At 61.9% G+C, this 21,135-nt stretch carries 17 protein-coding genes; 7 read left to right on the forward strand and 10 right to left on the reverse strand.

The window, feature by feature from the left end:
* The first annotated feature begins 66 nt into the window (after positions 1 to 66).
* Positions 67 to 2,193 carry a TonB-dependent siderophore receptor gene (locus GST84_13330; protein ID XGB13300.1) on the forward strand — a complete coding sequence of 709 codons (2,127 nt, stop codon included), beginning with the start codon at positions 67 to 69 and terminating at the stop codon, positions 2,191 to 2,193.
* A 31-nt stretch (positions 2,194 to 2,224) separates the two neighbouring features.
* On the opposite strand, the gene GST84_13335 is transcribed toward GST84_13330, so the two are convergent.
* From GST84_13335 to GST84_13345, 3 genes are all read right to left on the reverse strand, one after another.
* Positions 2,225 to 2,746, reverse strand: a complete 522-nt coding sequence (locus tag GST84_13335) for an acyloxyacyl hydrolase (GenBank protein ID XGB13301.1) — start codon at positions 2,744 to 2,746, stop codon at positions 2,225 to 2,227.
* A 253-nt stretch (positions 2,747 to 2,999) separates the two neighbouring features.
* Complete coding sequence (locus GST84_13340; GenBank protein ID XGB13302.1) at positions 3,000 to 3,443, reverse strand: carboxypeptidase regulatory-like domain-containing protein; 444 nt, start codon at positions 3,441 to 3,443, stop codon at positions 3,000 to 3,002.
* A gap of 126 nt (positions 3,444 to 3,569) precedes the next feature.
* A complete protein-coding gene (locus GST84_13345) occupies positions 3,570 to 4,436 on the reverse strand; it encodes a LysR family transcriptional regulator (GenBank protein ID XGB13303.1) in 867 nt (288 codons plus the stop codon).
* A 107-nt stretch (positions 4,437 to 4,543) separates the two neighbouring features.
* Between GST84_13345 and GST84_13350 the strand changes: the two genes are divergently transcribed.
* Positions 4,544 to 5,929, forward strand: coding sequence for an aldehyde dehydrogenase family protein (locus tag GST84_13350; protein XGB13304.1), 1,386 nt, complete (start codon positions 4,544 to 4,546; stop codon positions 5,927 to 5,929).
* A 37-nt stretch (positions 5,930 to 5,966) separates the two neighbouring features.
* Here the strand turns inward: GST84_13350 and GST84_13355 are convergent, their stop codons facing one another.
* Entirely contained in the window at positions 5,967 to 7,877 is a 1,911-nt protein-coding gene (locus tag GST84_13355) for an AAA family ATPase (GenBank protein ID XGB13305.1), read from the reverse strand.
* Positions 7,878 to 8,063: 186 nt separating this feature from the next.
* Positions 8,064 to 8,963: a helix-turn-helix domain-containing protein gene (locus GST84_13360; protein ID XGB13306.1), complete on the reverse strand. Its 900-nt coding sequence runs from the start codon at positions 8,961 to 8,963 to the stop codon at positions 8,064 to 8,066.
* A gap of 183 nt (positions 8,964 to 9,146) precedes the next feature.
* Between GST84_13360 and GST84_13365 the strand changes: the two genes are divergently transcribed.
* The 4 genes from GST84_13365 to GST84_13380 all read left to right on the forward strand — a co-directional run bounded on the left by GST84_13365 (position 9,147) and on the right by GST84_13380 (position 13,811).
* Positions 9,147 to 10,505 (forward strand): glutamine synthetase, encoded by a 1,359-nt coding sequence (locus tag GST84_13365; GenBank protein ID XGB13307.1) that lies wholly within the window; start codon positions 9,147 to 9,149, stop codon positions 10,503 to 10,505.
* A gap of 80 nt (positions 10,506 to 10,585) precedes the next feature.
* Positions 10,586 to 11,674 carry an extracellular solute-binding protein gene (locus GST84_13370; GenBank protein XGB13308.1) on the forward strand — a complete coding sequence of 363 codons (1,089 nt, stop codon included), beginning with the start codon at positions 10,586 to 10,588 and terminating at the stop codon, positions 11,672 to 11,674.
* A gap of 13 nt (positions 11,675 to 11,687) precedes the next feature.
* Complete coding sequence (locus tag GST84_13375) at positions 11,688 to 12,983, forward strand: FAD-dependent oxidoreductase (GenBank protein XGB13309.1); 1,296 nt, start codon at positions 11,688 to 11,690, stop codon at positions 12,981 to 12,983.
* A 150-nt stretch (positions 12,984 to 13,133) separates the two neighbouring features.
* Positions 13,134 to 13,811, forward strand: coding sequence for a DUF3313 family protein (locus GST84_13380; GenBank protein XGB13310.1), 678 nt, complete (start codon positions 13,134 to 13,136; stop codon positions 13,809 to 13,811).
* Between the two features lie 87 nt (positions 13,812 to 13,898).
* On the opposite strand, the gene GST84_13385 is transcribed toward GST84_13380, so the two are convergent.
* Positions 13,899 to 15,275 carry an L-serine ammonia-lyase gene (locus GST84_13385; GenBank protein XGB13311.1) on the reverse strand — a complete coding sequence of 459 codons (1,377 nt, stop codon included), beginning with the start codon at positions 15,273 to 15,275 and terminating at the stop codon, positions 13,899 to 13,901.
* A 146-nt stretch (positions 15,276 to 15,421) separates the two neighbouring features.
* Here GST84_13385 and GST84_13390 point away from each other — a divergent pair, with 146 nt between their 5' ends.
* The gene (locus tag GST84_13390) at positions 15,422 to 16,363 is read left to right on the forward strand and encodes a LysR family transcriptional regulator (protein ID XGB13312.1); all 942 of its coding nucleotides are present in this window, start codon (positions 15,422 to 15,424) and stop codon (positions 16,361 to 16,363) included.
* A 34-nt stretch (positions 16,364 to 16,397) separates the two neighbouring features.
* On the opposite strand, the gene GST84_13395 is transcribed toward GST84_13390, so the two are convergent.
* The 4 genes from GST84_13395 to GST84_13410 form a co-directional block, all read right to left on the reverse strand.
* The gene (locus GST84_13395; protein ID XGB13313.1) at positions 16,398 to 17,819 is read right to left on the reverse strand and encodes an undecaprenyl-phosphate glucose phosphotransferase; all 1,422 of its coding nucleotides are present in this window, start codon (positions 17,817 to 17,819) and stop codon (positions 16,398 to 16,400) included.
* 177 nt (positions 17,820 to 17,996) lie between these two features.
* Positions 17,997 to 18,749: a WecB/TagA/CpsF family glycosyltransferase gene (locus GST84_13400; protein ID XGB13314.1), complete on the reverse strand. Its 753-nt coding sequence runs from the start codon at positions 18,747 to 18,749 to the stop codon at positions 17,997 to 17,999.
* Entirely contained in the window at positions 18,749 to 19,936 is a 1,188-nt protein-coding gene (locus tag GST84_13405) for a glycosyltransferase (GenBank protein ID XGB13315.1), read from the reverse strand. The genes GST84_13400 and GST84_13405 overlap by 1 nt, the downstream gene beginning before the upstream one ends.
* Complete coding sequence (locus GST84_13410) at positions 19,933 to 21,135, reverse strand: glycosyltransferase (GenBank protein XGB13316.1); 1,203 nt, start codon at positions 21,133 to 21,135, stop codon at positions 19,933 to 19,935. The genes GST84_13405 and GST84_13410 overlap by 4 nt, the downstream gene beginning before the upstream one ends.

Consider the following 21,135-nt stretch of genomic DNA (forward strand, 5'->3'; position numbering starts at 1 on the left):
TCGTAGTATGTTCGCGGCATTTACCGACCTAGCCCCTCAGCGCCCTAATCAAGGATCGTACCGTCGATGCGCCGCACGTTCGTTTCGCTTTGTGTGCTTCATGCTGTCTCCCCGCTGGCCTTTGCCGAGCCTGAACCGCTCAGCGACCCTGCCCAGATCGAACTCCAGGCCCTGAGCATCACCAGTACTGCCGACAGTGAGCGTGCGGACGGCCCGGTCGAAGGTTACAAGGCCAGCCGCTCGGCCAGTGCCACCCGCACCGACACGGCGCTGCACGAAACCCCGCAATCGGTCAGCGTGGTGCCCAAGGATGTGTTGGTAGACACGGGCGCCACGCGCCTGCAGGACGGCCTGGACTACGCCGGTGGTGTCGGCCGCGCCAACAACTTCGGCGGCCAGGGCCTGACAACCTTCACCGTGCGTGGCTTCACGACCGGTGAGTTCTACCGCAACGGCTTTCCGATCAACCGCGGCTACCCCAATGCCCCGGATGCCAACACCGTCGAGCGCCTGGAGGTCATCCGTGGCCCGGCCAGCAGCCTGTACGGCCGTGGCGACCCTGGCGGTACGTTCAACGTGGTCAGCAAGCAGCCGTTGCCCGAGTCCAAGGTTACCCTTGGCAGCCAGTTCGACGACCAGGGCATGCACCGTGCCACCCTCGATGCCACCGGGCCGCTGAGCCAGGACGGCTCGCTGGCCTACCGCCTGAACATACTGGGTGAAGGTGGCGACAGCTTCCGCGACGATGTCGAAAGCGAACGCTACGATGTCGCCCCGGTCATCAGCTGGCAGGTCAATGACGCCACGAAGATCACCTTCGAAGGCGATTTCATGCGCAACAACCACCCCCTCGATCGCGGCCTGACCCGCTACCCCACCCAGACCGGCAGCGCCTCGCGCGATACCTATATCTGGGAAAAAGGCAGCGACAACCTGCTGCATAACGACAACAACATGGCGCAGCTGCGTTTCGAGCACCTGCTCAATGACGACTGGACTTTGGCAGGCGGGTTCCAGTTCCTTGATGGTTCGCTCAAGGGTAATGCAGTCGAGGGGAGCAATTTACTGCCAGACGGCCGCACCCTGCAGCGGAACTTCAACTACCGCAAGCTGGAATGGACCGACCGTGACTGGCAATTGAACCTGACCGGGCATTTCGATACCGGTACGCTCAGCCACACTTTGCTGACCGGTGTCGAATACGAGAACTACGACTACAACTCGATCATCCAGCGTTCCTCGGCAGCCTACCCGATCGACATCTACAACCCGGTACTGGGCCAGCCGCGCCCGGCACTGGACCGCACCACCACCTGGGACAAGGAAAACCTGCAGACGTGGGCGTTCTTCATTCAGGACCAGGTAGCGCTGACCGAGCGATTGAAGGCGCTGGCGGGTGTGCGCTTCGAGCGTTTCGAGCATGACTATGACAACAAGCTGAACAATGCCGGCGATTTCAGCAAGGGCGAAAACGGCGTTACACCCCGCCTTGGCTTGATCTACGACCTGACCGATACCCTGGCGGTCTACGCCAATACCGCACGTTCGTTCAAGCCCAATACGGGCACGCCGGCCAGTGGCGGCGGTTTCGACCCAGAGAAAGGCAAGTCCTACGAGCTGGGTGTGAAATGGGAGTCACTCGACCGCCAGTTGAGTGTCGACGCGGCGATCTACCACATCGTCAAGGAAAACGTACTGGCCAACGACCCGAGCGACCTTACTGGTACTTACAAGATCGCGGCCGGCGAGGTGCGCAGCCGTGGCCTGGACATCAACATCGCCGGCAACCTCACCCCCGAATGGCGCGTGATCGGTGGCTATGCCTACGTGGACGCCGAAGTCACCAAGGACACTACCCTGCCCAAGGGAACGCGCCTGGCCAATATCCCGCGCAACACCTTCAGCCTGCTGAACACCTACGAGTTCCAGGATGGCCTGGCCAAAGGCCTTGGCCTGGGCGTAGGCGTGAAGTATGTCGACGACCGTGCGGGGCAGACATCGGCAGCCACTTACACGATGGAACGCTACAGCGTGGTCGACCTGTTGAGCTTCTACAAGGTCAACGAGCATGTGCGGTTGAATCTGGACGTGAAAAACGTGTTCAACAAGGGGTATGACGAAGGGGCGTTCAACAGCTACGTATACCCCGGCGCACCGCGCACGGTGCAGGCCGGTGTTTCCTATACCTTCTGAATTGCCGGGGCCGCGCAGCGGCCCCGTAATTTCAGAAAGCTGTGCTGTAGAACAGCGAGTACGACTCGATGCCGTCGTTTGGCTGCTTTATCCCGGCGTTGGAGTAATGCATGGCACGGATGCCTACCTTCTGTTCTCCCGGCAACTTCAGGCCAAAGCCGATGCGGTCTTCGAAGTTGACCGACGACCCCAGGCGCTGGTCCCCTACGTCGGTCTTTGAAAACGCTGCCAGGCCAATACCTGCCTCGATGTAAGGCGTGTAGGTAAAGCCGCTGAACTCATACGTGAACACCGGGCTGAACGACAGCGAATGCGCACCACTGGCATCGCCACCTTCCCAATAGGTGTAGGCCGCATCCCAGTACCCGCTCACATGGCCGGTGCTGCTTTCCAGCCATTTCTTGTCCCAGTCGAACGACATGCCGATACGGTAGGTCATGTCACCTTGGCTAGTTGCGCCCACGGCGCCTGATATCTGCGCAGCCTGGACCAGATCGGCCCCGGCAAAGGCCAGCACTGCAACGGCCAGCGAAGCTGCTAGACGGGTTTTCATCTACGACTCTCCTGATGGTCTACACGGCAAGCGGGGGCTTGGGCCCCTCGACGTTATGCGCTGACCGGTGCATCCAGACCGGTCATGCGAAGTAATACTTTTCTGATTATTGTCCAGATAATCAGAAAGTTGGAAGTGTATTGCCACTATTGACTAAAACACTCGGTAAAGATGTGCCTGCCGGGCACAGGAATTCGCGAGACGTGATCTTAACCAAGGGAGGAGTACATCCGTACTCCTCCCCGTCTCTTCATCAACGCCAATTAAGGTTAACGGTCGTGGGGGCCTTGCCCGTCACGGCCGCCCACTGCTGCACCGACTGACCTTGGGCATTGCCAATGACCTTGTATTTGCCGGGAGGCAGTTGCACATACAGCAGTGGCCCGGCATCGCTGACGCTGAGTACGGGCTGGCCCTGGGCATTCTGGATATCGACCGAAGCCCCGCTCTGGAACTTGCCTTCCGGACCGGTCGAAAGCTCTACGTGCAGGTCATAACCCGCGGTCTTGCGCAGGGCATTGGCCTCGTCCTGGCCGATACCGCCCTGCAGGTAGCGCACGCCATTCTGTTCTTGCGGTTGCAACTGCACGGCCTGCATGTCGATGGGGGCATTGAGGTCGGCGGCAGCGGCCAGCGTCCATGGCAAGGCCAGGGTAATCAGCAAGGCAGCGCCGAGCGCATAGTGATGGTTACGCATGGTACGACCCTCCTTTTCGAGGATGGCTTACCTGTTATTTGATCCTCCCAGCGAAGGGGTGTTCGTGCTGATACCCGGTCATGTAGATGAATTCACTTCAGATAATCAGGTTATCGAGCGAAAACATCAGCTTGCACGACCTTCTTCAAGCAATTTCACGAACATGCTCAAACTGCGCGAGACTGTACCCCGTCGCCATACCAGCCAGGTTTTCAGGTAACGGAAGTCCTCCGACATTGGCCAGGCGCTGACGGTGCTGCACCCGGGCATATTGTCGAGCATGCTGCGCGGCAGCATGGCCAGGCCGGCGCCAGCGCTGACGCATGCCAACATGCCGTGGTACGACTCCATTTCGTGGATCTTGCCCGGTACCGCCTGGTCTTTTACGAACCAGTTTTCGAAGTGATGGCGGTATGAACAGTTGGCGCGGAAGGCGTAGATGCTTTCACCGTTCACGTCCTGGGCGCGGGTTACCGGTGTATGGTTGAGCGGCGCAATGACCATCATCTCTTCCTCGAACACCGGTATGCCCTCCAGCGTCGGGTGCAGCACCGGGCCGTCGACGAACGCGGCCACCAGGCGGCCAGACAGCACGCCTTCGAGCATGGTCCCGGAGGGCCCGGTGGACAGGTCAAGGTCAACCTTGGGGTAGCGCTGGTTATAGGCCGCCAGCAACGCGGGGATGCGCACCGCCGCCGTGCTTTCCAGCGATCCGAGGGCAAAGGTGCCCTGCGGGTCTTCACCCGCCACGGTCAGCCGCGCCTCATGGACCAGGTCGAGGATACGCCGGGTATATTCGAGGAAGTTCCAACCCGCAGGCGACAGGCGCAGGCGGCTCTTCTCACGAATGAACAGCTCTACCCCCAAGTCCTCCTCCAGTTGCTTGATGCGCGTGGTCAGGTTCGACGGCACCCGATGGATGTGCTGCGCGGCGGCGCTGATGCTGCCCTGCTCTGCCACGGCCTTGAAGATCTCCAGTTGCACCAGGTCCACAGGCATTCTCCAAACGTGAATGTTTCGCTCATTATTATTCAGTTTTCATTAAAGCCATAGCCCACTAGTCTGGCCTCATTGATTAACAACAACGAGAGTGTCCCGCCATGAGCGCGATCAGCAGCCTGACCCACGCCATCTCCCTCGACCCATACAGCGGCGAGCAGATCGGCGCCTACCCGTTCGACACCGACGCCGCACTGGAAGCGGCGCTGCAACGTGCCAAGGTCGGCTACCGCCAGTGGCGCCAGGTGTCGCTGGGTCAGCGCAGCGAGTACCTGCTGGCCCTGGCCGGCACCCTCGAAGCCAAGGCTGAAGCTTTCGCGCACATGATCAGCCGCGAAATTGGCAAGCCGATCGCCCAGGCTCGCGGTGAAGTCAGCAAGTGTGTGGGCCTGTGCCGCTGGTACGCCGAGCACGGCCCGGCCATGCTCGCCGCCGAGCCGACCCAGGTCGAAAAAGCCCGTATCGAATACCGCCCGCTAGGCCCGATCCTGGCGGTGATGCCGTGGAACTTCCCGGTCTGGCAGGTGCTGCGCGGTGCCGTGCCGGCGATTCTGGCGGGTAACACCTACGTGCTCAAGCACGCACCGAACGTGATGGGCAGCGCCTACCTGATGGGTGAGCTGTTCAAGGATGCCGGCCTGCCGGAAGGCGTGTTCGAAGTGTTGAACGTGACCCCGGATGGCGTCACCCGCGCCATCAACGATCCGCGCATCGCCGCCGTGACCCTGACCGGCAGCGTGCGTGCAGGCATGGCGATTGGTGCACAGGCCGGTGCCGCGCTGAAGAAGTGCGTGTTGGAGCTGGGTGGCTCTGACCCGTTCATCGTCCTGGCCGACGCCGACCTGGATGCCGCCGTCCAGGCTGCGGTGATAGGCCGCTACCAGAATACCGGCCAGGTGTGCGCCGCCGCCAAGCGCCTGATCGTGGAAGCCAGCATCGTCGACGCGTTCACCCACAAGTTCGTTGAAGCCACTCGCCAGCTGAAAGTCGGCAACCCGCTGGAGGACGACACCTATATTGGCCCGATGGCCCGCTACGACCTGCGCGACGAGTTGGACGACCAGGTTCAGGCGACGTTGGCCGAAGGCGCCACGTTGCTGCTGGGCGGCAACAAGGTCGAAGGCGTGGCCAACTTCTACGCGCCGACCGTGTTTGCCAATGTCACCCCGGACATGACCGCGTTCAAGCAGGAGCTGTTCGGCCCTGTCGCGGCGATCATCACTGCACGCGATGCCGACCATGCCGTGGAACTGGCCAACGACAGCGAGTTCGGCCTGGCCTCGACCATCTACACAGCCGACTATGCGCTGGCCGAACGCATGACCGCTGCACTGGATACCGGTGGCGTGTTCATCAACGGCTACTGCGCTTCCGACCCCCGCGTGGCGTTTGGTGGCGTGAAGAAGAGCGGTTTCGGCCGTGAGCTGTCGCACTTTGGGGTGCGCGAGTTCACCAATGCCCAGACGGTGTGGCTGGACCGTAACTGATTCATGACCCTGGGGCTGCTTTGCAGCCCCAGGCGCTTCAATCCCGAACCTGGTCCTTGACCCAGTCCAGCATCCCCCCCGGCACGATCAATTCATGCCTTGCCCGCGAACAGGCGGTATACAACCCCGCCAGCATACGCGCCCGTTCATTGCGGTTACCCGCCACCTGTGGCGCTACCATCAGTTCCGGCGACACCATCACCCGGGCAAACTCCATGTTCTTCACATCCCGTACACGCCCCAGGAACAACTTCGGCGCCTTGTCCCAGCGGTAACGGCTCTTGGCCTTGGCAAAGTGCTCCGGCGTATAGCCCTTGCGCAGCATGTTGGCCACGGCGACGAACGCTTTGTCATCGCCCTTGTCCTGCTCCAGCGCCTGCCAGCTGGCATAGCGGAACAGCATCGGGTGGCGCGGCCGCGTGCCGTAGCGGTACAGCTCGATGCAGTCCTCGACGAACAGTTCAAAGTCCTTGCGAGCGCTTTTCAGCAACAAGAACGGCACCCCCTGATGCGTCAGGCGCTGGAACCAGCCAAACAGGCCCCATTCATCATCGACGATAAGCGCCGTGGGCTGTTCCGGCACCATCACCGTGTCGAAGAAGCTGACCCGGGTGTAGTGCTCGGCATTGCCACTGAAGGCTGCCTGGATCGTGGCCGGGTGCGCCTGGATCAGCGGGTTGAGCACATTGTCCATTGCCGGCCCGGCGCGCAGTGAGTGGTCAATGCAGCGTTGGCGGATGAAGCTGCCATGGTGCGGGCTGAGGCCGTTGAGGTTTTGCAGTTCGTCACCCAGGGTAATGATCGACTGCGGACTGCGATCGAGTACCGCCAGCATCGGTGCCGACAACTCGTGGGCCTCGTCGACGATGACATGGGTGTAACGGCTGTCGATCACATGTTCGGTCAGCGACAGCAGCTTGACCCGGTGGTAGTCACGCACCGGCAGCTGAATGTCCCGCGCCGACGGGCGAATCAGCTCTTGCCAGTACAGGCGCGCCTTTTCCAGCAGCACCTCCTGATCCAGCGGCGAGGTGCCAGGCCCGGCCCAGGGCAAGTGGTGCAGTTGAAGCTGGGTATCGGCACTGTGGCAGAACGTGCGCACGGCGCGGATGCACAAGGCAACCACGTCACGCGCTGCGAGCGGGCCGATATCAGGGATGGCCAACCAGCGCACCACTTGCGCTTCCTGGGGGCGCCAGGACAGCTTGGTGCGATACGGATCGCGCAGTCGCCAGCCGTTGCTGGTGAGGTCGCGGTTGAGCAGTTCGTCAGCCAGTTGGCCGAAGGTCAGCGCGGTATAGGCGGCAGCGTCCTTGACCCGCGCCTGCAGTGCGCGCAACTGCCCTTCGGTCAAGGCCAGCAGCAATGTGCGCTGCGGCTCCAGCAGCCGGGCGAACTGGTGAATCAGGAAGGTCTTGCCGGTGCCGGCGAAACCTTGCACAGCCACAGACTCGTCGACGCCACTGAGGAATTCACGCAGCAGGCGGTTTTGCTGGTCGCTGAGCATCAAGTCGCTGGCCAGCGATGGCAGGTACACCGGGTGCAGCGGCGTGGCCCGTTGGCGGTAGCGGTCGGCGAACTGGAAGTTCCACTGGCCTTCGTCATCCAGCAACTCGTCCGCCTGGTACTCCACTTCGGCCGACAGCAGTGCAATGCCATTTTCGCCCAGCATGCCCAGGCCCATGGCGAATGCTTCGCGATCGAAGTGCTGCGCTACCTGGCCCTGGAAGCGCCCGGGGGCGACACCTTCGACTTGGTTGGCGATGCGCACGATTTCGGCGAAACGACGCTCCTGCGCGTCGGCCGAGGCGATGGCAGGCTGACGTGGCAGGTTTTGCACGAACAGCACGGCGGCGGCATCGAGCACACTGGCAGTGGTGAAGAATTCGGTTACAGCCGCGCTGGCGAGGCGGTCAGCCTGGTCGCTGGACAAAGGCAGGTAGAACATCGGCACCTCGGGTGAAATCAGGGCGGCACGATAGCAACTTTTGGCGTGGAATGCTGGGTTCAGTGTTGCCTGGGCTGGCCGCTTCGCGGAACCGCCCGCGCCCTAGGCAACGTGCGATTCACGAAACCATGCTGGTGCTGTGGGAGCGGGCGAGCCCGCGAAGAGGCCGGCAGCCCCGCCTCCACCTCAAACCCTGCAGCGCTTCAATGTTTCACTGGGAAACTCCTTGAATAACTGCCGGTAACTCTCTGAAAACCTTCCTAAATGCCAGAAAGACCAGCGCATCGCCACCTCGGCCACGGTCACGCCGCCACCGCGCAACAGATCACGCCGCGCACCGTTGAGCCGGCGCAGGCGCAGCCAGTGCGCCGGCGGCATGCCGGTAAACGCCTTGAACGCTTGCTGCAACTGGCGCAGGGAAACCCCAGCCACGTCTGCCAGCTCAAGCAGGTTCAGCGTCTCTTCCGGGCAGTCGGCCGCCCATTCGCTGACCCGGTGCATGATCGCCCTTTCCTCGTCCCGCCGCCCCAAGGCCACGCCCTGTAAACGCTGACTGGCGTTGTCGAGAATGAACAGACAGTCCTCCAGCAACTGCTCAGCCAGGGCCTGCCCTTGCGACGGGCAACCCTCCTCGCCCAACCGGGTCAAGGTGGCGCTGAGCCAGCTGCCGAACAGCGCATTCTGGCCGCTACCCAATGGCACCATGAACAACCCTTCCAGACGCTGCGGGTCTAGCCCATGGCGGGCCAGGAACGCCTGGTCGAACACGACCGCCACTTCGTGGTAGTTCTCTGGCGTAATCCAGATATTGCGGCTTTGTTCGTTCAGCAGGTACAGGCTGTTCTCACTGCGGTCGAAGCAAAACGCCAACGCGCCGCTTGGCGCGCGGAAAAACTGTTCCACCCGGGTGTTCAGGCGCTCTTCGTACACCTCCACGCCATCCAGCCCAAGGCAGCGCAGCTCACCGCTGAAGTACCCGGGCGACATCTGCCGGTACTGCTGCTGCCAGCCAGGGGTGGCGCGCACTTGCTCGGTGACGTCAGTGGTGTGGAAAGCCTGGACCTTCAACGCATTGGCGGTTGTCACACATCGTCCTGTATGCACTCTTTTGGTGCATTCGATACTGAAGAAAGTGGATAGATTGCCCCGGGGGGCTGCGCCCAAGATAGTCTGCAGCGCGTCACCTGGGAAGCGTAACGCCTTCGCAACTGTTCAACGGTTTTCGCAAGCGCCCACGCTCCCCCACTAAAACCCAACCAAGAGGTCTGTATGAACGCCCCCTTCGATCAGCTGTCCACCTGGCTGAAAGAACACCGGATCACCGAAGTCGAATGCGTGATCAGCGACTTGACCGGCATCGCCCGCGGCAAGATTGCGCCCACCGCCAAGTTCCTCCATGAGCGAGGCATGCGCCTGCCAGAAAGCGTGCTGCTGCAGACAGTCACCGGCGACTACGTCGACGATGACATCTATTACAACCTGCTCGACGCCGCCGACATCGACATGGTCTGCCGCCCCGACCCCTCCGCCGTTTACCAGATCCCGTGGGCGATCGAGCCAACCGCGATCGTGATCCACGACACTTTCGACAAGCAAGGCAACCCCATCGAGCTTTCGCCACGCAACGTGCTGAAGAAGGTGCTCAAGCTGTACGCCGACAAGGGCTGGCAGCCAATCGTCGCGCCCGAGATGGAGTTCTACCTGACCAAGCGCTGCGAAGACCCGGACTTGCCACTGCAGGTGCCACTGGGGCGTTCCGGCCGTGCTGAAAGTGGCCGACAGTCGTTCTCGATCGATGCCGCCAACGAATTCGACCCGCTGTTCGAAGACGTCTACGACTGGTGCGAGATCCAGGGGCTGGACCTGGATACGCTGATCCACGAAGACGGCCCGGCGCAGATGGAGATCAACTTCCGCCACGGCGACGCGCTGGACCTTGCCGACCAGATCACCGTGTTCAAGCGCACCATGCGCGAGGCAGCGCTCAAACACAACGTGGCCGCCACGTTCATGGCCAAGCCGATCACCGACGAACCCGGCAGTGCCATGCACCTGCACCAGAGCGTGGTCGACATCGCCACTGGCAAACCGATCTTCGCCAACGAAGACGGCAGCATGAGCCCGCTGTTCCTGCATCACATCGGCGGCTTGCAGAAGTACATCCCCAAGCTGCTGCCGATGTTCGCGCCCAACGTCAACTCGTTCCGCCGCTTCCTGCCGGATACTTCGGCACCGGTCAACGTCGAGTGGGGTGTAGAAAACCGCACCGCCGGCTTGCGCGTGCCTACGTCCAGCCCGGAGGCGATGCGGGTGGAAAACCGCCTGCCGGGCGCCGATGCCAACCCGTACCTGGCCATCGCTGCCAGCCTGCTGTGCGGCTACCTGGGCATGGTCGAGCAGATCGACCCTAGCGCAGCAGTGCAGGGCCGTGCCTATGAACGACGCAACCTGCGCCTGCCGATCACCATCGAAGATGCGCTGCAGCACATGGAAGACTGCGAAACCGTGCAGCAGTACCTGGGTAAGCAATTCGTCCAGGGCTACGTGGCGGTCAAGCGCGCCGAACACGAGAACTACAAGCGCGTCATCAGCTCGTGGGAGCGTGAATTCCTGATGCTGAGTGTCTGATCCACCGCGGGGGTGCTTTGCACCCCATGCACAGGCAACCCTGCTCCGAACTCGAAGAACAAGACCAACGAGGTGTTCCCATGCGTCATCTGCAAGCCCTGATCCCCGCTGCATTCACCCTGCTGTTCGCCACCACCACCCAGGCCGCACCCACGGTCAGTGTGTACAACTGGACCGACTACATCGGTGACACCACTCTGGCCGATTTCCAGGCCAGCAGCGGAATCAAGGTGGTCTATGACGTGTTCGACTCCAACGAAACCCTTGAAGGCAAGCTGTTGGCCGGGCGCACGGGTTATGACGTGGTGGTACCGTCCAACCACTTCCTCGCCCGCCAGGCCCAGGCCGGGGCCTTCCTGCCGCTGGACCGCAGCAAGCTGCCGAACTGGCAGCACCTGGACCCCAAACTGCTCAAACAACTTGAACAGAACGACCCCGGCAACCAGTACGCCGTGCCTTACCTCTGGGGCACCAATGGCATCGGCTACAACGTCGACAAGGTCAAGGCGGCACTGGGTGTGGACCATATCGACTCGTGGGCAGTGCTGTTCGAGCCCGAGAACCTGAAAAAGCTCAAGCAGTGCGGCGTGGCATTCATGGACTCACCCGACGAGCTGTTCCCGGCCGTGCTCAACTACCTGGGCCTGGACCCGCGCAGCGAAAAACCGGGCGATTACGCCAAGGCCGAGGCCCGCCTGCTCGAACTGCGCCCCTATATCACCTACTTCCACTCCTCCAAGTACGTTTCAGACCTGGCGAACGGTAATGTCTGCGTAGCGTTCGGCTACTCCGGCGACGTGTTCCAGGCCGCCAACCGCGCCGTAGAGGCGAAAAACGGCGTGAAGGTCGCCTACAGCATTCCCAAGGAAGGCAGCAACCTGTGGTTCGACCTGCTGGCCATCCCCAAGGACGCCAACAACCCCGAGCAGGCCCTGGCGTTCATCAACTACCTGCTCGACCCCAAAGTGATTGCCAAGGTCAGCGCCACGGTCGGCTATGCCAATGCCAACCCTGACGCCAAGGCCTACATGGATGCATCGCTGGTGAACAACCCCGAGATCTACCCACCGCAGGAGGTGCTGGACAAGCTGTACATCTCCAGCACCCCGAGCCCGAAAATCATGCGCGTCATGACCCGCTCCTGGAGCAAGATCAAATCCAACCGCTGAGTCGAGAACGCTCATGTCTTTCAATACCCAACACACCGCCTCGTACTACGCCGCTACAGCGCGCGACGCGGCACCCTACCCCAGCCTGGACAGTGAACTGACGGCCGACGTTTGCGTGATCGGCGGCGGGCTGACCGGGGTCAATACCGCCCTGGAGCTGGCCGAGCGCGGCCTCTCGGTGGTGCTGCTGGAAGCCCGTCGCATCGGCTGGGGCGCCAGTGGGCGCAATGGCGGCCAACTGATTCGCGGCATCGGCCATGATGTCAGCGGCTTTGCCCGGCATGTCGGCCAGGAAGGTGTGCGCTACCTGAAACAGGCCGGCATCGATTCAGTGGAACTGGTGGCCGACCGTATCGCCCGCTACGGCATTGCCTGCGATCTGCGCTGGGGCTTCTGCGAACTGGCCAACACCGAGGCGCAGTTCGCCGCCTTCAAGGATGAACAGGACGACCTGGCCGCCCTGGGCTATCGCCACGAAACACGCCTGGTCGGCGCCGGGCAGTTGAACGAGATCGTCGCCAGCGACCAGTACGCTGGCGGCCTGGTAGACATGGGCTCGGGCCACCTGCACCCGCTGGATCTGGTCCAGGGCGAAGCCCGCGCGGCCCACAGCCTGGGCGTGCGCATTTTCGAACAAAGCCCGGTGCTGCGTATTGAGCACGGGCCCAGGCTGACGCTGTACACGGCGCGCGGCAAGGTGCGTGCAAGCAGCCTGGTGCTGGGCTGCAACGCTCACCTCGATGAACTGGAGCCGCGCCTGAGTGGCAAGGTGCTCCCGGCCGGCAGCTATGTGGTGGCCACCGAACCCTTGCCCGAAGCGCTGGCCAGCAGCCTGATCCCGCAGAACATGGCGCTGTGCGACCAGAAGGTCGGCCTGGACTACTACCGTCTCACTGCAGACCGCCGCCTGCTGTTCGGTGGCGCCTGCCACTATTCCGGGCGTGACCCTAAAGACATCGGCGCGTACATGCGGCCAAAGGTATTGAAGGTGTTCCCGCAACTGGCCAACGTGCGCATCGACTACCAGTGGGGTGGCATGATCGGCATCACCGCCAACCGTTTCCCCCAGGTCGGGCGCCTTGGCCAGCACCCCAACGTGTATTACGCCCAAGGCTATTCCGGGCACGGGCTGAACGTGACGCACTGGACGGCGAAACTGCTGGCCGAAAGCATCGCCCTCGGCCATAGCCAGGGCCTGGATGTGTTCAGTGCCGTGCCGCACCTGACCTTCCCCGGCGGCAAGGCCCTGCGCTCACCCCTGCTGGCACTGGGCATGTTGTGGTACCGCTTGCGTGAGGCCCTGGGTTGAGTGGGCAACAACGTTTGCAGCGCCACTCAGGGCGAGCACGTCCCGGTCACGCATTCTGTACTTTTCAAAGAGGATTGCCCCGTCCACTGGCCAAGCGCCTCGTACCTGCTAGCGTTGTTGAGGCCGACCTCTCATGGATGCCTTTTCATCATGAAATCATTGCCTCGCATTACCCTGTTGTGCGCCGCGCTGCTTGCCGTGGCCGCCTGCTCCAGCAACCGCGTGGACCCCAAGGATTACTCCGGCTTCCTCAAAGACTACAGCCGGCTGCAAGAAGCCAAGAGCCCTTCGGGTGACCCGGTGATGCGCTGGATCGATCCTAAGGTCAATATCAACCAGTACAGCCAGGTATTCGTCGAGCCAAGCCAGTTCTACCCCAAGCCGCAGCCCACAGCGGTTATCTCGCAGCAGACGCTGCAGGAAATCACCCGCTACTTCAACGAGGCCCTGCGCCGGGAAATGAGCAGCGTGATGCCTCTGGCCAAGGGGCCTGGCCCGGGCGTGATAGTGGTACGCCCGGCGATCACGGCAGTGTCCACAAGTAACGAGGGCCTCAAGCCTTACGAGGTGATCCCTATCGCGCTAATTGCGGCAGGTGTGAATACCGCCATGGGTGGACGTGACCAGGACGTGGATGTCGGTGTGGAGGCAGCGTTTCTGGACGGTGCCAGCCAGAAGGTGCTGGCCCAGGTGGTCCGCAAGGGCGCGGGCCAGGAACTGGAGAACGACACGCAGAAGCTGACCTTGAATGACGTCAAGCCGGTGCTCGATGGCTGGGCCAAGGACATGCGTGCGAGCTTCCTGGCAGCGAAGCAGAAAGGCCGATGAGTCAGCGCTGACCCATCAGGTCAACGCGATCTGGTGAAGGAGCGGCCCATCGAGTCACAAGGCCGCTCCAGTTGATCGCGTTTAACATCAGCACTCGACAAAAGCGACCGCCAAACCGCCGCGCGAGGTTTCCTTGTAATTGGTATGCATGTCCGCCCCGGTATCACGCATGGTGCGGATCACCCGATCGAGCGAAATGAAGTGCTCGCCATCCCCCCGCAGCGCCATCTGCACGGCATTGATCGCTTTCACCGCAGCAATTGCATTGCGCTCGATGCAGGGCACCTGCACCAGGCCACCCACGGGGTCGCAAGTGAGCCCGAGGTTGTGCTCCAGGGCAATCTCGGCCGCGTTTTCCAGCTGCGGTGGCGTCGCCCCCAGCACCTGGGCCAAGCCGGCGGCAGCCATCGAGCAGGCCGAACCCACCTCGCCCTGGCAGCCTACCTCAGCCCCCGAGATCGACGCATTTTTCTTGCACAAAATACCGACCGCCGCAGCCGCCAGCAGGAAATCGACGACATCGGCATCGCAAACGGTCGGGTTGAACTTCATGTAGTAATGCAGTACAGCCGGGATAATGCCAGCGGCACCGTTGGTGGGCGCGGTAACCATGCGCCCGCCCGCGGCGTTCTCCTCATTGACCGCCAAGGCGAACAGGTTCACCCACTCCATGGCGCTGAGGGTTGAGCCGATCACGTTGGGCTTGCCCAACTCCTGCAGGCTGCGGTGCAACCGCGCGGCGCGGCGCTTGACCTGCAAGCCACCCGGTAGAACGCCCTCGTTGCGCAGGCCGTTCGCTACGCACTCACGCATGGCTGCCCAGATGCGCAGCAAGCCTTCGCGCACCTCTGCCTCCGGGCGCCAGGCGCATTCGTTGGCCATCATCAGTTGCGCCACGCTCAGGTTGTGGGCTTTGCACAAGGCCAGCAGTTGGGCACCACTGTCGAATTCATAAGGCAGCATCACGGCATTCGTTTCGCTTGCCGGCGCATCGATTTCGGCTTGCTCGACGATGAATCCGCCACCCACCGAAAAATAGGTCTGGCTCAACAGGCTGTGCTGCCCGTCGATGGCTTCCAGGCTCATGGCATTGGGGTGATAAGGCAGGCTCTCGTCGAGCAGCAGCATGTCACGGCCATAGTCGAAGGCCAGCGGATGGCTACCGTCGAGCATCAGGCAGTGTTCCTGCAGCACCTGGCCAATGCGCGACTCGATAGTGGCCGGGTCGATACGGTCTGGCCACTGGCCCATCAAGCCTAGCAGGCACGCGCGGTCGGTGGCATGGCCAACCCCGGTAGCCGACAGCGAGCCATACAGCCGCACTTCCACACGTGTTACCCGCGCCAGCAGCCCCTGCTCACGCAGGGCCTGGGCAAAGGTAGCCGCCGCCCGCATCGGGCCGACGGTGTGGGAGCTGGAAGGCCCGATGCCAATTTTGAAAAGGTCGAAAACACTGATAGCCATGCTAATGCCTGACCCTACCCTGACATGCATCCAAGGTAGGGTTGTCTGAAGAAATTGAGCGTTATTGCGATTTTGCGCGATACTGACGCCCTGGCTCACGGATGACCAACGAAACTTTCTAAGCAAGGCTTTAGTGGTACTAAACGATGCGACGACAACTCAATGGTCAGATGTTCGTCTGGCTACACGTATTTGCCTGCGCAGCCCGGCACTTGTCCTTCACCCGCTGTGCCGAAGAGCTGCACATCACCCCGGGCGCGGTCAGCCAGCAGATGCGCCAGCTGGAAGAGCGCCTGGGCTACCGGCTGTTCCTGCGCCGGGCGCGCGGCGTGGAGCTGAGCGCCGAGGGGCAACGCCTGGCTCAGACGGTGGCCGAGGCCTATGGCAGTATCGAGGCCGAGCTGCTGCGGCTGGACGCAGGGGAAATCCGCGGCACGTTGCGTGTGCGTTCGATCCCCTCGTTCCTGGCTAAATGGCTCACGCCGCGCTTGCCGCGTTTTCAACAACGCTACCCGGACATCGAGTTGCGCCTGGTGGCTGAAGACAGTGCCCAGGCGCTGACGCCGGGCGACTTCGACCTGGCCATCGACCTGAACGATGGCAGCTACCCAGGCATGCTCTCGACGCCGCTACTGGACGAGCAGATCTTCCCGGTGTGCTCACCTGCCCTGCTGCGTGGGCGCCCACCCCTGCACGGGCCAAGCGATCTGGTGCACTACCCGTTGCTGCATGACATCACCGCCTGGCGTGGCAGTTCGGAATATGCCGAGTGGGAGTTTTACCTGGAAGGCATCGGCGCCGCCGGCCTGGATGTGCGGCGCGGGCACACTTTCAACCGCAACCACCTGACCATCGAGGCGGCGATTGCCGGGATCGGCGTGGCCATTGCCCGGCGCACGCTGCTCAATGACGAACTGGAGCGCGGCGCACTGATCGTGCCCTTTGGTGTACCGATCGCCAACCACAAGCGTTATGTGGTGCATTACCCGCCAGGCGGCTTGAACCAGCCGGGTGCGCGGGCGGTGCATGACTGGCTGGTGGAAGAAGCGCGGGGGTTCAGGGCATTGCATCCGTTGAACAAGGACTGACTGGCGGTACACGGTCGATGCGGGCGTGCGTTGCTCAATAAGCCTGCTTACCCGTAAAGGCATTAAGCGTGCGCACCAGAATCACAAAGTCCAGCCACAACGACCAGTTGTTGATGTACTCGATGTCCGAGTCGACCCGCTGGATCATTTGCTCGATATCCTTGGTTTCCCCCCTGAACCCGCGCACCTGCGCCAAACCTGTCATGCCTGGCTTGATATTGTGGCGGGCAAAGTAGTCAACGATATCCTGCGAATACAAGGTGTCATGTTGCAGGGCGTGTGGCCGCGGCCCTACCAGGGACATTTCACCGGTCAGCACGTTGAACAATTGTGGCAGTTCATCAAGGCTTGTACGCCGGATAAAGGCACCGACCCGGGTCAGCCGTGGGTCATTCTTCTGCGCCTGTTTGACCACGCCCTCTTCCGGTTGGTGAACATGCATACTGCGAAACTTCCAGATACGGAACGATTCGCCTGTCCAGCCGGTACGTTCCTGGCGGAAGAACACCGGCCCGCGGCTATCGATCTTGATGGCCAGCGCAACAGCCAGCAATACAGGTGATGCAAACAGCAAAATCAACGCGGCCAGCACCCGGTCCTCAAGGTTTTTCAAGAACAGGCTCATGCCCGTCAAGGGTGTCTCCGACAAGGTCAGCACCGGAATGCCGGCAATTTCCCGCACGCTGTGGTTGATCAGGCGCAACGAGAAGATATCCGGCACCCAGTTCACCGCAATGCACTTGTCGAGCAACTTGAAATACACGTCGTTGATGACCTCGGAGCCACCCAGTGGCGTCACCAGGTACACCGTACGAATGCCGTGTTGGGCCACCAGCTCGTCGAGGTCGCCAATATGCCCCAGCACTGGCAGGCGCTGCTTGCCCTCGGCACTCTCCAACCCCTGCCCATCGCCTTTGTCGAGCAGCACGCAGCCCAGCACCCGCTCGCCAAACCATGGGTTGTTGCTGATTTTCTGATACAGGAAATTGGCCAGGTCACCGTTGCCGATGATCAGGGCATTGTCCAGGCGCGCATGCGCGCTAAAGCGTTTTTGCAGTTCGCGCACGGCAAAATGCAAGAATAACTGGGCGACATAACCAATGACGAACAGTTGCACCACCAATAGCCGTGAATAGGTTTCGCTCTGTTTGGTCAGGAACGCCATGACCACCAGGAAGCAAAATGTTGCCGACCAGGCCTTGAACAGGCGGAACGCCTTGATCGACAACCCGACGTTGGTGCGGTAGATCGCGTAATGATCATAAATGACTGCCAGTGCACCAATCAGCAACAGCAGCATGATCACGTAATCGGATGTGATGTAGCCGAACTGGTCGTAGATCAGGTACCAGGCAATACCGGTGACGGCAATACCATCGAGGCCGGCCTGGATGGCGTTACTGACACTGCTTCTTCTCTGGAGTAAGGAACGACTGCTTCTGGGTTCGAAAACCATTTCAGACCTCATCAAGATGAGCGTAGCAAGTGCCTTCCATCAAACAGCGAGCCTTGAAAACAGACTTAAGCAAAAACCGTGCAGCAGGCGCGTGGCGCCCTCAAGCGATTGATATCACTGTAGCAGCCACCCGCTGCTGGCGTACCCGGAATCACCGCTTTTGCAATTTTTGGCCGTTCATAGGGCCCGCCTGGCCGAAACCGCTGACCGCCGGTACAGCAGGGTGCGCAACAGGAATAGCGGATTGCCCACCACATAACGCATGAACAGGCGCTTGGGCTCGCGCAGCAGGCGGTACAGCCATTCGCCCCCCAAACGCCGCAGCCATTCGGGGGCACGGCTGACCTTGCCGCCGAGAAAGTCCAGGATCGCCCCTCCGCACACGATCAGGCATGGCACGCCAATGGCTGCCAATTTTGCCGCCACCGCTTCCTGCTTGGGCATGCCCATGCCCAGTACAATCAGCTCGGGTTGCTCCCTGCGGGCCAATTGTAAGTAGGTTTCTACGCTGGCAAAGCCATCGTGAACGGACACTGGCACAATGCCGAACTCGGCTTTACAGCGCTGCGCGGCCTGGTCCAGGTAGGGTTGCCGGGTGCCCCAGAAGGCGACTTTACGCCCTCGGTAAGTAGCCATGAGCCTGGGAATGAAGTCAGTGCCATTCATGTTGAGCCCGGGTTCCAGGCCCAGACCGCGATACAGGATCGCCATGCCGGCACCATCGCGCAGCAGCACATCTGCGGCCGACAGTGCCTGGCAGTAGCCACCATCGCGCACCACCAGGTTCATGGCATGGGCATTGACGAAGCCCAGCACGGTGCCCGTATCCGGTGTAGCCAGGCGATCGAGCAGGTGCTGCACTGCGGCGGCGTCAGCGATCACTTCCATCTGGTCGATCACGCGCTTCCAGCGATTCTGCCACTGAGCCATCAGTCGTCATCCCGTTTTGAACGCACCCATTCAACCTGGCGCTTGATCAGGAAGCTCAGGTACAAGGGAATCTTCCTGGCCGCGTAAAACGGCGCGTACAGCAACACCGAGAACGGTATCACTTCACGACAGAAGCGCGCCCAGGCCAACACCACGGCAAAGGCCAGCAAGGCCAAACCGGTAAAGGCGAGCCGCGCGGGCACCGCCAGGCCGAACAGCAGGTACGCCAGCCAGGTCACCAGATTAAGCCCGAGCAAGGCCAGCACCAGCAACGCCAGGGGTGGCACCAGCAAGTCCAGGGTCAAGGCCGCCAGGCTAGCATTGCGCTGGGTGATTGCAGCCATCGCCCGTTTGGGTGCATCGGCGAGCATCAAGCCCAGATGGCCATGCTCCCAGCGGGTGCGCTGGCTGTTGAGGCCCTGCTCGCTGAGCGGGAACTGGCTAGTGACAAGTGCCTCGGGGCAGAAAGCAGGAGGCTTACCCTGCTGGCAAAGGTCCAAGCCCAGCTTCACATCCTCGACCAGATGACCATTGGCCAGGTTGATCAGGCTCAGATCGTTCCAAGCGAACGCCATGCCCGCGCCCATCAGCTGGCATGGCAGGCCCAAGCGCGCCCAACCGCGCGGCCGCACCAGGTTCTTGACCCGCCAGGCAAACTCGGCAACCTGCACCTTCAACCCGGCACCTGCAGGTGCACGCATCAGGTACAGCGACTGTACCGGGCGGGCAAGTTCGTGGCAGCGGCGCGCCAGGCAGTCAATCGCCCCTTCGCCTACCTGACAGTCGGCATCCACCACAATTACAACCTCGGGCGGTCGTTGAGCCAGGTGGCGCACGCCGAAGTCCAATGCATACCCTTTGCCGCGCAACCGCGTATCGTGGCGCTCTACCACTTCGGCACCAGCCTCGTGTGCCAACTGGGCCGTGTCGTCAGAGCAGTTGTCCGCCACTACCAGCAAGCGATCGCCGTCCAGCAGTTGCGGCGTAACGCTGGCCAGCATCGCACGAATGACCAACGCCTCATCGTGGGCGGGCACCAACACCGCCACTCGCGGGCGCTCACCAATGCCGTTGGGCCTCGCCCGCGCTGGCAGGCACGCCAACAACACTTGCAGCACCAGGACCAACACCGGTACCAGGACGATGATCGCCAACAGGCCCAGTAACCAACCCAATACACTTATCATGCGTATGCCTTGAAATAGCCGGCCAGCCTGGCCGCCTCGGTGTCGATGTCATGCCGTTGCACTACACGCTGGTAGGCCACCTCGCCCATGTGCTGCAGTGCCTCGGTCGGTTGCGCCAGGCAGTCGGCCATGGCTGTTGCCAGCTCGTCAACGGCACCGGCAGGGAACAGCCAGCCGTTCTCGCCAGGCCGCACCAGCTCGGGGATACCCGCTACATAGGTGGTCAGCACTGGCCTGCGCAAGGCCATGGCCTCCATGATGACCACTGGCAAGCCCTCGGCAAAACTGGGTAGCACCAGCGCGCGGGCGGCCAGAATTTCCTTGCGTACCTGCGCACTGCTGATCCAGCCGGTGATATGCACTTGCTGCTGCAAGCCGTGCCGGGCAATCAAGGCCTCGATTTGCTCGCGCATTTCACCGTCACCCGCCAGCACCAGCTCGAAGGCGATCGATTGGGCAGCGAGACAGCGCGCCGCTTCCAGCAACAGCAGCTGGCCCTTCTGCTCGCACAGGCGCCCGACACACACCAGCCGTGGCGCCGGCGGCACATTGACCGGCGCCACCTCATGAAACCCACGCTCCAGGCCACAATGCACCACCTTCACCTTGCCCCAGTGCTCGTGCGCCACCCAACGGTACAGCTGGCTGCGCCCGTACGAGCTCACCGCCGCGACAAAGGCGGCGCGCCGCACCTTCTCACCCAGATGCAGAAACTGTGGTTTGTCGAATTCTTCGGGGCCGTGCACGGTAAAGCTGTATGCCGGCCCGCCCAGGACGTTGGCCAGCATGACCACCTCAGTAGAGTTGGTGCCGAAATGCGCGTGCACATGGGTCGCATCCCCTGCCAGCAACCACTGCAGCACTTGGCAGGCCTCGGCCAGGTAGACCAGATGATAGGGCCAGGCACGGTCGGCCCGCAGACCAAGGCGCATGGCCAGCCACAGCGCCTGGAAAAACCGCCGCGGCTGCGTACGCAGTACCTGCCACGTCGGTGCGAATAGCCCCTTGAGCCCACCTTGCAATACGTAGCGGGTCTTGCCCCGTTCGGTTGCGTCCTCGGCATCCTGCACCTCGGCGTCCCACCCACGCAGGGCTATACGTTGTACCTCAACCCCCTGACGCTCCAGCGCCAGAATTTCGCGACGGATGAAACTGTGGCTGACTTTCGGGTACTGATTGATGAAGTAAGCAATGCGCAT

It is taken from the genome of Pseudomonas putida (assembly GCA_041879295.1).
Lineage (GTDB): Bacteria > Pseudomonadota > Gammaproteobacteria > Pseudomonadales > Pseudomonadaceae > Aquipseudomonas > Aquipseudomonas putida_Y.